This window comes from Pelomonas candidula (assembly GCF_043555985.1).
Taxonomy (GTDB): domain Bacteria; phylum Pseudomonadota; class Gammaproteobacteria; order Burkholderiales; family Burkholderiaceae_C; genus Pelomonas; species Pelomonas candidula.
Genome location: NZ_JBIGIC010000009.1, coordinates 46,009 through 60,047 on the forward strand (window position 1 = coordinate 46,009; position 14,039 = coordinate 60,047).

Here is a 14,039-nt window from a genome sequence, read left to right on the forward strand (position 1 = left end):
CCGAAGTCAAGCTAACGACTGGCCGGTCGGTATCTACTGGCCGTCATCAAGGAGACATAGAAATGGACGCACAGATGGCCGCGCCGGTCCGGCGCGAAGGCCCGCGTCTGCGCCTGCCGCCGGCCGTGCGCAGCCAGCAGATCCTGGACGCCGCCCTGGCCGTGTTCGCCGAGCGCGGCTACGCCGCCGCGCGCATGGACGACATCGCGCTGCGCAGCGGCCTGTCCAAGGGCGGGCTGTATGCGCATTTCGCGAGCAAGGACGAGGTCTTCGAGGCGCTGCTGTCGCGCGTGCTGGTCGCGCCCGAGCTGGGCGAACCGCCTGCCGCCGAGCTGGGCGTCGGCGTGCTGGTGGACTGGCTGCTGGATGAACTCGAGGCCAGCTTTGGCCGGCCGGAGCTGCGCACCGTGCTGCGGCTGCTGGTGGCTGAGGCCGAGCGCGTGCCGGCCATGGTGGCGCGCTGGCGCAGCGCCGTCATCGAGCCGTTCCTGGTCGCCGTGGGCGAGTTGCTGGCCCGCCATCTGGGCGATCAGCGGCCCGACACCGCGACACCGCTGCTGGCTCGCGAGCCCTGGCTGGCGCTGTCACCGGCCGTGCATGCGCTGCTGATGCAGTTGGTGCTGCCCGAGCATCTGCTCTACCCGCCGGAACGCATCCGGCAGGCTCATCGCGAGCTGCTGTTGATGCTGATGGCCCGGGGCTGAAGACGCGCAACGCACAGACGCGGGCCGAGCGACGGGCCGTGGGCCTCGTGTCAGGCCGTGCCGCCCACGGTCAGCCCGTCGATGCGCAGCGTCGGCTGGCCCACGCCCACCGGCACGCTCTGGCCTTCCTTGCCGCAGACGCCCACGCCCGTGTCCAGCGCCATGTCGTTGCCGATCATGCTGACGCGGGTCAGCGCGTCCGGGCCGTTGCCGATGATGGTGGCGCCCTTGACGGGGTATTGGATCTTGCCGTTCTCCACCCAGTAGGCCTCGCTGGCCGAGAACACGAACTTGCCGCTCGTGATGTCGACCTGGCCGCCGCCGAAGTTGGTGGCGTACAGGCCCTTCTTGATCGACGCGACGATCTCCTTCGGGTCGTCCTTGCCGCCCAGCATGTAGGTGTTGGTCATGCGCGGCATCGGCACGTGGGCGTAGCTCTCGCGGCGACCGTTGCCGGTGGGCGCCACCTTCATGAGCCGCGCGTTCATCGCGTCCTGGATGTAGCCCTTCAGGATGCCGTCCTCGATGAGCACGTTGCGCTGGCTGGCGCAGCCCTCATCGTCGACGTTCAGCGAGCCGCGGCGGTCGGGGATGGTGCCGTCGTCCAGCACCGTCACGCCCTTGGCGGCCACGCGCTGGCCGATGCGGCCGGAGAACGCGCTGGAGCCCTTGCGGTTGAAGTCGCCCTCCAGCCCGTGGCCGACGGCCTCGTGCAGCAGCACGCCAGGCCAGCCCGGGCCGACGACGACGGTCATCTCGCCGGCCGGCGCGGGGCGGCTTTCCAGGTTGGTCAGCGCGGCGTGCACGGCCTGGTCGACGTAGCTGGCGATCATCTCGTCGGTGAAATAGGCCAGGCCGAAGCGGCCGCCACCACCGCCGTTGCCCACCTCGCGGCGGCCGTTGCTCTCGGCGATGACGGTCAGCGACAGGCGCACCAGCGGGCGCACGTCAGCCGCCAGCGTGCCGTCGGCACGGGCGATCAGCACGACCTCGTGCTCGGCGGCCAGGCCGGCCATGACCTGGGCGACGCGCGGGTCCTTGGCGCGGGCCATCTTCTCGGCACGCTCCAGCAGCGCGACTTTTGCCGCGCTGTCCAGGCTGGCGATGGGGTCGGCCACGCCGTACAGCTCACGGCTGCCGGCCACGCGGCCCTGCGAAGGCACCTTGACCTTGCGGCTCTGCCCGGCCGCGGCGATGGTGCGCACCGTGCGGGCGGCGTCCAGCAGCGAGTCCAGCGAGATGTCGTCCGAGTAGGCAAACGCCGTCTTCTCGCCGGCCACGGCGCGCACGCCCACGCCCTGGTCGATGCTGAAGCTGCCGCTCTTGACGATGCCCTCCTCCAGGCTCCAACCTTGGGCGCGCGTGGTCTGGAAGTACAGGTCGGCGTCGTCGACCCGGTGCTCGGTGATGAGGCGCAGCGCCTGCGACAGCGACGCTTCGGTCAGGCCGAAGGGCTCCAGCAGTTGCGAGCGGGCGGTGGCCAGGCGGGCCAGGGTGGGTTCGACGGCGATCATGGGTTGATTCTAGGAAGCTGCGCGTCAGACATTGAAAGACATGGGCATCGCCGGTTACGCCCGGCCTGTCGGCTGCGCGTGCACAGTCGTCGTTGTGGAGGGGCCTTTCACCCCAACCCTGACAAGGAGCAACTGATGACCACCTACCGCAACACCCTGATCGCCCTGCTGACGCTGGCCGCCGCCAGCGCCTTCGCCCAGGCGCCCGCCGCGTCCGCGCCGGGCACGAACACGCCCCGCATCGACAAGCGCGAAGCCCGCCAGCAGGACCGCATCGCCCAGGGCGCCGCCAACGGCAGCCTGACGGCGCACGAGACCCAGCGCCTGGAGAAGGAGCAGGGCCGCATCGACAACGCCGAGGCCAAGGCCAAGGCCGATGGCACCGTCACCGCCAAGGAGCGCCGCCGCCTGACCGCCATGCAGGACGGCGCCAATCGCGACATCCGCCGCAAGAAGCACAACGAGCGCACAGCCACCGGCCAGTGAGGCCCGGGGCGGCCTAGTCGCCGCCGCGCTTGAGCTTCAAGCCGGCGTCGTAGAGCCGGTTCCGCGGCGCGCCGCTGATCTGCGCGGCCAGCGCGACGGCCTGCTTCAGCGGCAGTTCGGCCGCCAGTAGCGCCAGCACACGCAGCGCTTCGGCCGGCAGGTCGTCCTCCGCCGCGGCCTGCGGCGCCTGGGCATGCAGCACCAGGACGAACTCGCCCCGCTGGCGCTGCGCGTCGGCAGCCAGCCAGCCGGGCAGCGTCGCGGCCTCGGCGGTGTGGACGCTCTCGAACTGCTTGGTCAGCTCGCGGCAGACCGTCACGCGGCGCGCCGGCGCGAGTTCGGCCAGCAGCCCGATGAGTTCGACGATGCGGTGCGGCGCCTCGAAGACGACCTGGCTCTGGCCTTCGACGGCCAGCACCGCCTGCAGCGCCGTGCGGCGCTCGCCCGCCTTGGTTGGCAGGAAGCCGGCGAAGGCGAAGCTCGTGGCCGCCGTGTCGCCGGCGACGCTGAGCGCCGTCACCGCGCTGCTGGGCCCGGGCAGCGGCAGCACACGGTAGCCGGCGGCAACGACCTCGCGCACCAGCACGGCGCCGGGGTCCGAGATGGCCGGCGTGCCGGCATCGGACGCATAGGCGACGCGCTCGCCGGCTGCCAGCCGCGCGATGACGCCGGCGCTGGCCTCGCGCTCGTTGTGCTGATGCAGCGCGATCAGCGGCTTGTGCAGGCCCAGGTGGCGCAGCAGGCCGCCCCCCTGGCGCGTGTCCTCGCAGGCCAGCGCATCGGCCAGCCCCAGCAGGTGGATGGCACGCAGGCTCAGGTCGGCGAGGTTGCCGATCGGCGTCGCGACGAGGTAGAGCGTGGCGGCCGGATACTGCTGGCCGCCGGCTGCGGCCTGTGCGGCCTGGCGAAGCAGGGAGGCGTCAATGTTCAAGGGGGTCTTTCGATCAAAACCGGCGACCAAGACGCGCGGCGATGCGGCGGAAGACGCGGCGCTGGCGCATCTCGAACGCGCCGGCCTGCGCCTGCTGGAGCGGAATTATCGAGTCGCCGCCGGCCCCAGCCGCCACGCCGGCGAGGTGGACCTCATCATGGCCGACCGTGATGGCACGCTGGTCTTCGTGGAGGTGCGCGCCCGGGCCGACGCCTCGCACGGCGGCGCGGCCGCCAGCGTGACGGCCCGCAAGCAGCAGCGGCTGGTCTATGCGGCGCAGCACTACCTGCTGCGCCACGCCACGCCACCGCCCTGCCGCTTCGACGTCGTGGCCATCGACGGCACCGAACTCACCTGGTTACAGGGGGCCTTCGACGCGGGCTGACTATGATTCGCCCGGCATGATTGAACAAAGAATCCAGCAACAGTTCTTCGAGAGCGCCGACCTGCTCTACCAAGCCGCCGAGCAACTGGCCCGGCCCCTGGCGATGGCTGCGCAGATGGTGGTGGACGCCATCACCGGCGGCAACCGCATCCTGTGTGCCGCCCAGGGCCTGGCAAGCATGGACGCTGACTACCTGGCCGCGCGCCTGGCCGGCCGCTTCGAGCAGGAGCGCCCCGGCCTGGCCGCATGGAGCCTCGCCGCCCAGGCCCGCGAGGCCGCCGGGCTGGACCTGGCCCGGCTGCTGCAGGCCCACGGCCACCCTGGCGACGTGCTCGTCATGATCGAGCCGCTGCGCGAGCAGCGCGACGCCTGGCAGCCGGCCCTGGCGGTGGCCCATGCCCAGGAGATGAGCATCATCGCGCTCACCTCGCAGCCGCCCGGCGCCAGCGACGAGTGGCGTGGCCTGCTGCAGGACACCGACATCCAGATCCGCGTCAGCCACGGCCGCGAGCCGCGCGTTGTGGAGGCCCAGCGCGTGCTGCTGCATGCGCTGGCCGACGCCGTTGACCTGCAACTGCTGGGCAGCGACGAATAGGGTCTGTTGACCCTCACCTTTTCCGATGGAATCTCCGATGAAGAAGCTCACCCTCACCCTGACCGCCGCCGTCCTCGCCAGCACGCTCGCCACCGGCTGCGCACCGCTGCTGATCGGCGGCGCCATGATGGGCGGCGTCAGCGTCGCCACCGACCGCCGCACCTCGGGCACCCAGCTCGAGGACGAGACCATCGAGGTCAAGGCCGGCAACCGCATCCGCGAGCAACTCGGCGAGCGCGTGCACGTCAGCGTCAACAGCTACAACCGCACGGTGCTGATCACCGGCGAGGCCAACTCCGAGGAATCCAGGGCCCGTCTGGACGCCATCGTCGGCGGCGTGGAGAACGTGCAGAAGGTGATGAACGAGGTGGAGGTGATGGCCGCCAGCTCGCTGGGCAGCCGTACCAACGACACCGTCATCGCCGGCAAGGTCAAGGCCAAGCTGATCGATGCGCGCGACCTGCTGAGCAACGCCTTCTACGTGGTCGTCGAGCGCTCCCAGGTCTACCTGATGGGCCGCGTGACCGAGCGGGAGGCCGACCGCGCCACCGAGATCGCGCGGCAGATCAGCGGCGTGAAGAAGGTCGTGCGGGCGTTCGAGATCATCAGCGAGGAAGAACTCGCACAGACGCTGCCGAAGAAGTAAACGCTTCTCGCCCCGGCCCTCAACCTCGGCCGGGACGCTCCGCAACCCGATCTGGAAACACGTCGACCAGCCAGTCCATGAAGACGCGCAGGCGATGCGTGACGTGCCGGGTCTGCGGATAGACGAGCTGGAACGGGTACGGCGCCGGGCGCCACGCCTGCAGGATCTCGACGAGCGTGCCCTCGCGCAGCGCCGAGGCGGCTGCGTAGCCGAACGTCTGGACGATGCCCAGCCCTGCGACGCAGGCGGCCAGGTGCGCGTTGCTCTCGTTGACGCCGACGCGGGGGTCGACCTTGATCTCCACCTTCTCGCCGCCCCGCTCGAAGCGGAACGGGAATGGCCGCCCCGTGTTGCTCGACACATAAGCAACGAGCCGGTGGCCGTTCTTCAGTTCGTCGGGATACGCGGGCGTCCCGAACTGCTTCAGGTAGTTCGGCGAAGCGCAGGTAAGCAGTACGGCTTCGCCCAGCCGGCGGGCCACGAGCGAAGAACTCGCCATCGCTCCCCCGCGGATCACGCAGTCGACGTTGTCGCCGACAAGGTCGACCGACCTGTCCGAGACGCTCAGGTCGATGCGGATGTCTGGATAGCGCGACATGAAGTCCGGCAGCAGAGGGATCAGCACGTCGCGCGCGGTGGACCCGCCGACGTCGATGCGTAGCTGGCCACGCGGCTTGCCCCGGGCCAGGTTGAAGGCACCGTCGATGTCCTCGAGATCGCGCAGCACCCGGCCAGTCTTGGCGTAGTACTCCTCGCCTTCGGGTGTCACGGTCACGCGTCGCGTGGTCCGCTGCAGCAGCCGCACACCCAGGTGCGCCTCCAATTCCCGCACCAGCTTGCTCACCGTCGCGATGGGCATGTCCAGCGAGTCCGCCGCCCGCGTGAAGCTCCCTGCCTCGATCACCCGGGCGAGGGCACGCATCGCCAGCAACTGATCCATCAGGCGTCCTCCTCCATACCTCTTCAATTATCTACATCCGTAGATATTCATTCCATTGAAATCTATTTTTCAATCAATCCAGCTTTCCTACATTGAGCCCATGCCGACAGCGAAGCCGCCTCCCCAGCGAGGTCCGACGAACTCGAGGCAGCCACTCTCAACGTCATCACCAAGGAGCTGAACATGAACAAGCCACTCGAAGGAAAGATCGCCCTCGTTACCGGAGGCAGCTCGGGCATCGGCCTGGCCGCCGCCGCCGAAATGGCCGCCCAAGGCGCGCAGATCTTCATCACGGGCCGCCGCCAGGCCGAGCTGGACGCTGCGGTCCGACAAATCGGCCCCAACGCCACCGGCATCCGGGCCGACGCGTCGGTGCTGAGCGACCTGGACAGCGTCTACGCCCAGATCGCCAGGCAGGCCGGCCGGCTCGACATCCTGTTCGCGAACGCCGGCGGCGGCGACATGCTGCCGCTGGGCGCCATCACCGAGGAGCACTTCGATCGCATCTTCGGCACCAACGTCCGCGGCGTCCTGTTCACGGTACAGAAGGCCCTGCCGCTGCTCAGCAACGGCGCATCGATCGTCCTGACGTCGTCGACGACCTCGGTGCTCGGCACGGTGAGCTTCAGCGTCTACAGCGCCAGCAAGGCGGCCGTGCGCAACTTCGCGCGGTCCTGGGCGCTGGACCTGAAGGATCGTGGCATCCGCGTGAACGCGGTCAGCCCGGGCCCCATCCGCACGCCCGGCCTGGGTGGCCTGGCGCCCGACGACGCTTCGCGCCAGGGCCTGTTCGACTATCTCGCAGCGCAGGTGCCACTGGGACGGCTCGGCGAGGCGTCCGAGGTCGGCAAGGTCGTGGCCTTCCTCGGTTCCGACGCGGCCAGCTACATCAACGGCGTCGAGTTGTTCGTCGACGGCGGCATGGCGCAGGTCTGAGCCCGGATGACAGGCCCACACCCAACGAGGAAACCCATGAAAACCGCTCTCGAACTCCTGAAGGCCTACCTGGACAACATCCAGGACCCGACCACCGCCGCCGCCCTCTTCGCCGAGGACGGCATCCTGGAACTGCCCACCGTGAAGGCGCGCGCCGTCGGCCCGCAGCAGATCCAGGGCCTCGTGGCCGGCCTGCTCAAGCGCGTGCCCGAATTCCGCTTCAAGGACCTGACAGTCTGGATCGACACCCCGGACAAGGTGTTCGCCGAGTATTCCGTCGAGGCCGCGGTCGCTGACACCGGCAAGCTGTACCGGCAGACCTATGCCGGCGTGCTGATCGCCCAGGACGGCAAGATCCAGCGCCTGCGCGAGGCGCTGGACACCGCGGCGGCCGCGGCGGCGTTCAGCAAGGACTGAAGCGCGGCGAAATCAGAGCCGCTTGATCAGGCTGGACGTGTCCCAGCGGTTCCCGCCCAGCGCCTGCACGTCGGCGTAGAACTGGTCCACCAGCGCCGTCAGCGGCAGGCGCGAGCCGTTGCGGCGGGCCTCGTCGAGGACGAGGCCGAGGTCCTTGCGCATCCAGTCGACCGCGAAGCCGAAGTCGAACTTGTCCTCGACCATGGTCTTGCCGCGGTTGTCCATCTGCCAGCTCTGGGCCGCGCCCTTGCCGATGACTTCGAGCACCTGGACCATGTCCAGGCCCGCGTTCTGGCCGAAACGCACGGCCTCGGCCAGGCCCTGCACGACGCCGGCGATGCAGATCTGGTTGACCATCTTGGCCAGTTGACCCGAGCCCGGGCCGCCCAGCAGTGTGACGGCCTTGGCGAAGGCCAGCGCGAGCGGCCTGGCCGCATCGAAAGGCGCCGCGTCACCGCCGCACATGACGGTCAGCGCGCCGTTGACCGCACCGGCCTGTCCTCCGGAGACCGGCGCGTCGACGAAATGCAGGCCCCGCTCAGTGGCGGCGGCGTACAGCTCGCTGGCGACTTCGGCCGATGCCGTCGTGTGGTCGACGAACACCGCGCCTGCCGCCATGCCGGCGAACGCGCCCTGCTCGCCCAGCACCACCGAGCGCAGGTCGTCATCGTTGCCCACGCAGCAGAACACGAAGTCCGCGCCCTGCACGGCCTCGGCCGGCGTGGTGGCAAACGCGCCGCCGTATTCCTTCACCCACGACTCGGCCTTGGCGGCCGTGCGGTTGTAGACCGTGACCTGATGGCCGGCGCGGGCCAGGTGGCCGGCCATCGGATGGCCCATGACGCCCAGGCCCAGGAAGGCGACGCGGCGGGAGGGAATGGGGTCGTAGCTGCGGGTGCTCATGCTCAGATGATCGTCAGGTGTTCGGTGCCGGTGGACAGGTCGCCGCTGCGGGCGCGCTCGCTGTTGAGCTTGATCTGCAGGCGCAGATCGTTGACCGAGTCGGCGTTGCGCAGCGCGTCTTCGTAGGTGACCTTGCCGGCCTCGTAGAGGTCGAACAGCGCCTGGTCGAAGGTCTGCATGCCCTGCTCGCGCGAGCGCTTCATCAGCTCCTTGATCTCGCTGATCTCGCCCTTGAAGATGAGGTCGGAGATCAGCGGCGAGTTCAGCATGATCTCGACGGCTGCGACACGACCCTTGCCCTCGCGGCGCGGCAGCAGCCGCTGCGACACCAGCGCGCGCAGGTTCAGCGACAGGTCCATCAGCAGCTGCTGGCGGCGGTCTTCGGGGAAGAAGTTGATGATGCGGTCCAGCGCCTGGTTGGCGCTGTTGGCGTGCAGCGTGGCCATGCACAGGTGGCCGGTCTCGGCGAAGGCGATGGCGTGATCCATCGTCTCGCGGTCACGCAGCTCGCCCATCAGGATGACGTCGGGCGCCTGGCGCAGCGAGTTCTTCAGCGCGGCTTCCCAGCTGTCGGTGTCGATGCCCAGCTCACGCTGCGTGACGATGCAGTTCTTGTGCGGGTGCACGAACTCGATCGGGTCCTCGATCGTCACGATGTGGCCGTAGGTCGTCTCGTTGCGCTCGTCGATCATCGCCGCCAGCGAGGTGCTCTTGCCCGAGCCCGTCGCGCCCACGACGATGACGAGGCCGCGCTTTTGTTGCACCACCTCACGCAGCACCACCGGCAGGTCCAGCGAGGCGATGGTCGGCAGCGTGGACGGAATGGTCCGCAGCACCAGGCCCACCTGGCCCTGCTGGATGAAGGCATTGACGCGGAAGCGGCCGATGCCGTGCGGCGAGATCGCGAAGTTGCACTCCTTGGTGCGCTCGAACTCGGCGGCCTGCTTGTCGTTCATGATGGACCGCGCCAGCTGCAGCGTGTGCTGGCCGGTGAGCGGCTGCGGCGACACCTTGGTCATCTTGCCGTCCACCTTGATGGCGGGCGGGAACTCGGCCGTCAGGAAGAGGTCTGAGCCCTTGCGCGACAGCATCAGCCGCAGCAGGTCGTTGATGAATTTCGAGGCCTGATCGCGTTCCATGGTGGGTGTCCTTTGCCTCGATCAGCCGGGGAAGTTTTCGGGGAACTTCGCCTTTGCCCGAGCCTCGGCCGGCGAAATGATGTTGCGCCGGACCAGGTCCGTCAGGTTCTGGTCCAGCGTCTGCATGCCCATCGAGTTGCCGGTCTGGATGGCCGAATACATCTGCGCGACCTTGTTCTCGCGGATCAGGTTGCGGATGGCCGAGGTGCCCAGCATGATCTCGTGCGCGGCCACGCGGCCGGTGCCGTCCTTCAACTTGCACAGGCTCTGCGAGATGACGGCCTGCAGCGACTCGGACACCATCGCCCGCACCATTTCCTTCTCGGCGGCGGGGAACACGTCGACGATGCGGTCCACCGTCTTGGCGGCGGACGAAGTGTGCAGCGTGCCGAACACCAGGTGACCCGTCTCGGCCGCGGTCAGCGCGAGGCGGATGGTTTCCAGGTCACGCATTTCGCCGACGAGCACGCAGTCCGGGTCCTCGCGCAGCGCCGAGCGCAGCGCGTTCGCGAACGAGTGCGTGTGCGGGCCGACTTCCCGCTGGTTGATCAGGCTCTTCTTGGACTCGTGGACAAACTCGATCGGGTCCTCGATGGTCAGGATGTGGCCGTACTCGTTCTCGTTGAGGTGGTTGACCATGCCGGCCAGCGTCGTGCTCTTGCCGGAGCCGGTCGGCCCCGTCACCAGCACCAGGCCGCGTGGGCGCAGCGCCAGCTCGGCGAACACCTTGGGCGCGTTGAGCTGCTCCAGCGACAGGATCTTGCTCGGAATGGTCCGGAACACGGCGCCCGCGCCGCGGTTCTGGTTGAAGGCGTTGACGCGGAAGCGCGCCAGGCCCTGGATCTCGAACGAGAAGTCGACTTCCAGCGTCTCCTCGTACACCTTGCGCTGGGAGTCGTTCATGATGTCGTAGACCATGTCGTGGACCGCGCGGTGGTCCAGGGCCTCGACATTGATGCGGCGCACGTCGCCGTGCACGCGGATCATGGGCGGCAGGCCGGCCGAGAGGTGCAGGTCCGACGCCTTGTTCTTGACCGAAAATGCCAGCAGCTGGGTGATATCCATGAGTGGGTGCCTGTAAATGCTCGGCTGATTATGGCGATCTCAGATTCCCTCCAAATCACCAAAACACGCATTGCTGCGGCATGTGTCGCAGCTGGCCGTCCACCCAACGCGGTACAGCTGCTGGTTGTCAGCAAGACCTTCCCCGGCTCGGCCGTGCGGGAAGCCTTCGCCGCCGGCGCCCGCGCCTTCGGCGAGAACTACGTGCAGGAAGGCCTGGCCAAGGTCGAGGAACTGGCCGACCTGCGGCGTCAGATCGAGTGGCACCTGATCGGGCCGCTGCAATCCAACAAGACCAAGCTCGTCGCCGAAGCGTTCGACTGGGTTGACAGCGTGGACCGGCTCAAGATTGCTCAACGCCTGTCCGAGCAACGCCCGGCAGACCTGCCGCCGCTGAACATTTGCTTGCAAGTCAACATCAGCGCGGAGGCGAGCAAGAGCGGCCTGCTGCCCGACGAAGTCGCCACGCTGGCCCGCCAGGTCGCCACATTGCCACGGCTGAAGTTGCGCGGCCTGATGGCCATTCCGGAGCCCGGCCCCGGCGCGCTGGCCCAGCATCAGGCGATGGCGGCGCTGTTCGAGTCGCTGAAAGCTGAGGGGCTTCCTCTCGATACGCTGTCGCTGGGCATGAGCGCCGACCTCGAGGACGCCATCCAGGCCGGCTCGACGATGGTGCGCGTCGGCTCGGCCATCTTCGGCGCCCGTTAGCGGGCGCGGATCACGACTTCCGCTGGCTTCAGCCCTTCGGAAGACACCTTCAGCGTCACCGCCCCCGTCGCGCCGGGCTTGAGCTTGACGATGGCCAGCGCCAGCGAGTTGAAGGCCCTGCGCTCGGTAGCCTTGAAGGCCGTGTGGTCGGTCGGGTCACCGTTGTCCGTGGCGACGATCTCGCCCGGGCCGTCCACCGCGAACCTCAGCAGCGGCTTGCTGCGCGGCACCGCCTGGCCGGCCGCGTCGGCGACCGTCGCGGTCACGAAGGCCAGGTCTTTGCCATCGGCAGCGATGGTCGAGCGGTCGGCGGCCAGTTGCAGCGCCGCGGCGGCGCCCGTCGTCACCACCCGGTCGCGTGCCCATTCCTTGCCGGCCTTGTAGGCCACGACACGCAGCTCGCCCGGCTCGTAGACGACGTCGTCCCAACGCAGGCGGTAGTCGCCCTCGGCCTTCTTCTTGCGGCCCAGCGAGCGGCCGTTGAGGAACAGCTCGGCCTCGTCGCCCGATGTGTAGACATGCACCGGCGTGACCTGGCCCACGCGCTCCGGCCAGTTCCAGTGCGGCAGGATGTGGGCCATCGGCAGCTCGGGCCGCCAGTGTGCCTGGTACAGGTAGAAGCGGTCCTTCTTGAAGCCGGCCAGGTCGAGGATGCCGAAGTAGGAACTGCGCGACGGCATCTGGATCTTGCCCAGCCGCGCCAGCTCTTCCCGGGCGCGCTCGCGCTCCGGCCCCTCGGGGAAGTTCAGCACATTGGTCAGGTCGTCGTTGTAGGGCGTGGGCTCGCCGAGGTAGTCGAAGCCGGTCCAGACGAACTCGCCGGCCACGTAACGCTGCTGGTCCTGCGCCTTGAACTCGGCGTCGGGCGTCGTCGCCCAGGACGGGTAGACCAGGTCGTAGCTGCTGACCTGGAAGCCGGCGCGGCCCTGCGTCGGGTCGTCGCTGACCGGGAAGACGTACTCGCCGCGCGTGCTGAGCGTCGACGCCGTCTCGCTGCCGAACAGCGGCTGGGCCGGGTTGGCGGCGTGGAACTTGGCGTACTCCTTCGGCTTGTAGTTGTAGCCGAACACGTCCACGGTCTTCTGGAAGCCGTTGTAGCCGGCCTGCACGACATTGGCCGCCGCCGAGACCAGGCGGCTCGGGTCTTCCTGCTTCACCAGGCCGGCCAGGCGCGCCGCCACGGGCGGGCCGTCCGGGCGGCCCAGTTCGTGGATCTCGTTGCCGATGCTCCACAGGATGACCGACGGATGGTTGCGGTCGCGGCGCACCCAGGCGCGCAGGTCGGGCTCGGACCAGTCGGCGAAATGCTGGTGGTAGTCGTTCGGCTTCTTCGCGTGCGTCCAGGTATCGAACAACTCGTCGACGACGAGGAAGCCCATGCGGTCGGTCAGCTCCAGCAGTTCGGGCGCGGGCGGGTTGTGGCTGGTGCGCAGCGCGTTGACGCCCATCTCGCGAAGCAGCCCCAGCTGGCGCTCGGCGGCACGCACGTTGAACGCGGCGCCCAGCGCGCCCAGGTCGTGGTGCATGCACACGCCGTTGAGCTGCACGCGGCGGCCGTTGAGGTGGAAGCCGTCGTCCGCCGTGAACGCGATCTGGCGGATGCCGAACGGCGTCTCCACGCGGTCCAGCACGCGGCCGCCCTGCTTCACGACGGTCACGGCGACGTGGCGCTGCGGCGAGCTCACGTCCCACAGCGCGGGCTTGTCGAGGCGCACGTCGAAATCCAGCGCCGTGCGATCGCCGGCCTTCAGCGTGCGCGGCTGCTCGCGCGACGGCAGCAGCGGCTTGCCGACCGGGTGGCCGTCGGCGTCGGCACGGTAGATGTCCACCGTCACGCCGACCCTGACCGGCGCGCGGCTCTCGTTGGCCACCGCGACCCGCACGGCCACGGTGGCGCGCTCGGGCGTCACCTGCGGCGTGCGCACGAACACCTGGCCGGCCGGCACGTGGACGGCGTCCGTGCGCGTCAGCCAGACGTGGCGATAGAGGCCGCCGCCCGGGTACCAGCGCGACGAGTCGGGCGGGTTGTCGAGGCGGATGGCCAGCGTGTTGTCGGCGCCCGGCTTCAGGCAGCCGGTCAGGTCGACCTGGTAGGAGGTGTAGCCGTAGGCCCAGCCGCCGACGAGCCGGCCGTTGCAGTAGACGGCCGAGTTGGCCAGCGCACCGTCGATCTCCAGCACCGTGCGCTGACCGGCGGCACCGGCCGGCTGCGCCAGGTGCTTGCGATACCAGGCCACACCCTGCCAGGGCAGCTTGCCGGTCTCGCCGGGCAGGGCCTGGTCGAAATCGCCCTCGACGCCCCAGTCGTGCGGCAGGTCCAGTTGGCGCCAGCCGGCGTCGTCGAAGCCGGGCTGGGCGTAGGTCAGCGACTCGCCGGGCGCCGGACCGGTGGGCGGCGCGGCCGGCGGCGTGGCCAGCAACGGCGCGGCCCCGGCCAACAGCCAGGGCTTGAAGTCGGCAGGCTTCAACGCGGGCGCACCGGCCGGGTCGCCCTTCGCGAAGCGCCATCCCGCGGACCAGTCCTGCCGCTCGCGGGCCTGGGCGGGCGCACTGCTGATGAGTGCCAGGGCCATCAGGATCAGCGGTGCTGTGGAAGTCGACATGGTCTGGCCTTGAAGCGGAGGAAAGCGCCGCATGCTAGGCGCCCCGGCGGGACGGCAAACGCTCAAGCCC

General features: G+C 69.2%; 15 protein-coding genes. 8 read left to right on the forward strand and 7 right to left on the reverse strand.

What is annotated here, in order from left to right:
• Window positions 1-62 precede the first annotated feature (62 nt).
• Window positions 63-704, forward strand: coding sequence for a TetR/AcrR family transcriptional regulator (locus tag ACG04R_RS17805; protein WP_394413669.1), 642 nt, complete (start codon window positions 63-65; stop codon window positions 702-704).
• A gap of 50 nt (window positions 705-754) precedes the next feature.
• Here ACG04R_RS17805 and tldD read toward each other — a convergent pair whose 3' ends face one another.
• Window positions 755-2,218 (reverse strand): metalloprotease TldD, encoded by a 1,464-nt coding sequence (tldD, locus tag ACG04R_RS17810; protein WP_394413672.1) that lies wholly within the window; start codon window positions 2,216-2,218, stop codon window positions 755-757.
• Between the two features lie 135 nt (window positions 2,219-2,353).
• Between tldD and ACG04R_RS17815 the strand changes: the two genes are divergently transcribed.
• Complete coding sequence (locus tag ACG04R_RS17815; RefSeq protein WP_394413675.1) at window positions 2,354-2,704, forward strand: hypothetical protein; 351 nt, start codon at window positions 2,354-2,356, stop codon at window positions 2,702-2,704.
• Between the two features lie 13 nt (window positions 2,705-2,717).
• Here ACG04R_RS17815 and rsmI read toward each other — a convergent pair whose 3' ends face one another.
• A complete protein-coding gene (rsmI, locus tag ACG04R_RS17820) occupies window positions 2,718-3,635 on the reverse strand; it encodes a 16S rRNA (cytidine(1402)-2'-O)-methyltransferase (protein WP_394413678.1) in 918 nt (305 codons plus the stop codon).
• Here rsmI and ACG04R_RS17825 point away from each other — a divergent pair.
• Genes ACG04R_RS17825 through ACG04R_RS17835 form a run of 3 tightly spaced genes read left to right on the forward strand, consistent with a single transcriptional unit; the run spans window position 3,628 to window position 5,261 of the window.
• Entirely contained in the window at window positions 3,628-4,020 is a 393-nt protein-coding gene (locus ACG04R_RS17825) for a YraN family protein (protein ID WP_394413681.1), read from the forward strand. The two genes, rsmI and ACG04R_RS17825, sit on opposite strands and share 8 nt — an antisense overlap.
• A gap of 16 nt (window positions 4,021-4,036) precedes the next feature.
• Complete coding sequence (locus tag ACG04R_RS17830; protein WP_394413684.1) at window positions 4,037-4,615, forward strand: SIS domain-containing protein; 579 nt, start codon at window positions 4,037-4,039, stop codon at window positions 4,613-4,615.
• Between the two features lie 37 nt (window positions 4,616-4,652).
• Window positions 4,653-5,261 carry a BON domain-containing protein gene (locus ACG04R_RS17835; protein WP_394413687.1) on the forward strand — a complete coding sequence of 203 codons (609 nt, stop codon included), beginning with the start codon at window positions 4,653-4,655 and terminating at the stop codon, window positions 5,259-5,261.
• 19 nt (window positions 5,262-5,280) lie between these two features.
• Here ACG04R_RS17835 and ACG04R_RS17840 read toward each other — a convergent pair whose 3' ends face one another.
• Window positions 5,281-6,201: a LysR family transcriptional regulator gene (locus tag ACG04R_RS17840; RefSeq protein ID WP_394413690.1), complete on the reverse strand. Its 921-nt coding sequence runs from the start codon at window positions 6,199-6,201 to the stop codon at window positions 5,281-5,283.
• A 183-nt stretch (window positions 6,202-6,384) separates the two neighbouring features.
• Here ACG04R_RS17840 and ACG04R_RS17845 point away from each other — a divergent pair, with 183 nt between their 5' ends.
• On the forward strand, window positions 6,385-7,137 hold the full coding sequence (locus ACG04R_RS17845) for an SDR family oxidoreductase (protein ID WP_394413693.1): 753 nt from the start codon (window positions 6,385-6,387) through the stop codon (window positions 7,135-7,137).
• A 36-nt stretch (window positions 7,138-7,173) separates the two neighbouring features.
• Complete coding sequence (locus tag ACG04R_RS17850) at window positions 7,174-7,554, forward strand: nuclear transport factor 2 family protein (RefSeq protein WP_394413696.1); 381 nt, start codon at window positions 7,174-7,176, stop codon at window positions 7,552-7,554.
• Between the two features lie 12 nt (window positions 7,555-7,566).
• On the opposite strand, the gene ACG04R_RS17855 is transcribed toward ACG04R_RS17850, so the two are convergent.
• The 3 genes from ACG04R_RS17855 to ACG04R_RS17865 are packed head-to-tail and all read right to left on the reverse strand — an operon-like array spanning window position 7,567 to window position 10,661.
• Window positions 7,567-8,457, reverse strand: coding sequence for an NAD(P)-dependent oxidoreductase (locus tag ACG04R_RS17855; RefSeq protein ID WP_394413699.1), 891 nt, complete (start codon window positions 8,455-8,457; stop codon window positions 7,567-7,569).
• Window positions 8,458-8,459: 2 nt separating this feature from the next.
• The gene (locus ACG04R_RS17860; RefSeq protein ID WP_394413702.1) at window positions 8,460-9,596 is read right to left on the reverse strand and encodes a PilT/PilU family type 4a pilus ATPase; all 1,137 of its coding nucleotides are present in this window, start codon (window positions 9,594-9,596) and stop codon (window positions 8,460-8,462) included.
• 21 nt (window positions 9,597-9,617) lie between these two features.
• The gene (locus ACG04R_RS17865) at window positions 9,618-10,661 is read right to left on the reverse strand and encodes a type IV pilus twitching motility protein PilT (RefSeq protein WP_394413705.1); all 1,044 of its coding nucleotides are present in this window, start codon (window positions 10,659-10,661) and stop codon (window positions 9,618-9,620) included.
• A gap of 27 nt (window positions 10,662-10,688) precedes the next feature.
• Here ACG04R_RS17865 and ACG04R_RS17870 point away from each other — a divergent pair, with 27 nt between their 5' ends.
• Window positions 10,689-11,366, forward strand: coding sequence for a YggS family pyridoxal phosphate-dependent enzyme (locus tag ACG04R_RS17870; protein ID WP_394414278.1), 678 nt, complete (start codon window positions 10,689-10,691; stop codon window positions 11,364-11,366).
• Here ACG04R_RS17870 and galB read toward each other — a convergent pair.
• Window positions 11,363-13,969: a beta-galactosidase GalB gene (galB, locus tag ACG04R_RS17875; protein ID WP_394413708.1), complete on the reverse strand. Its 2,607-nt coding sequence runs from the start codon at window positions 13,967-13,969 to the stop codon at window positions 11,363-11,365. The two genes, ACG04R_RS17870 and galB, sit on opposite strands and share 4 nt — an antisense overlap.
• Window positions 13,970-14,039: the final 70 nt, after the last annotated feature.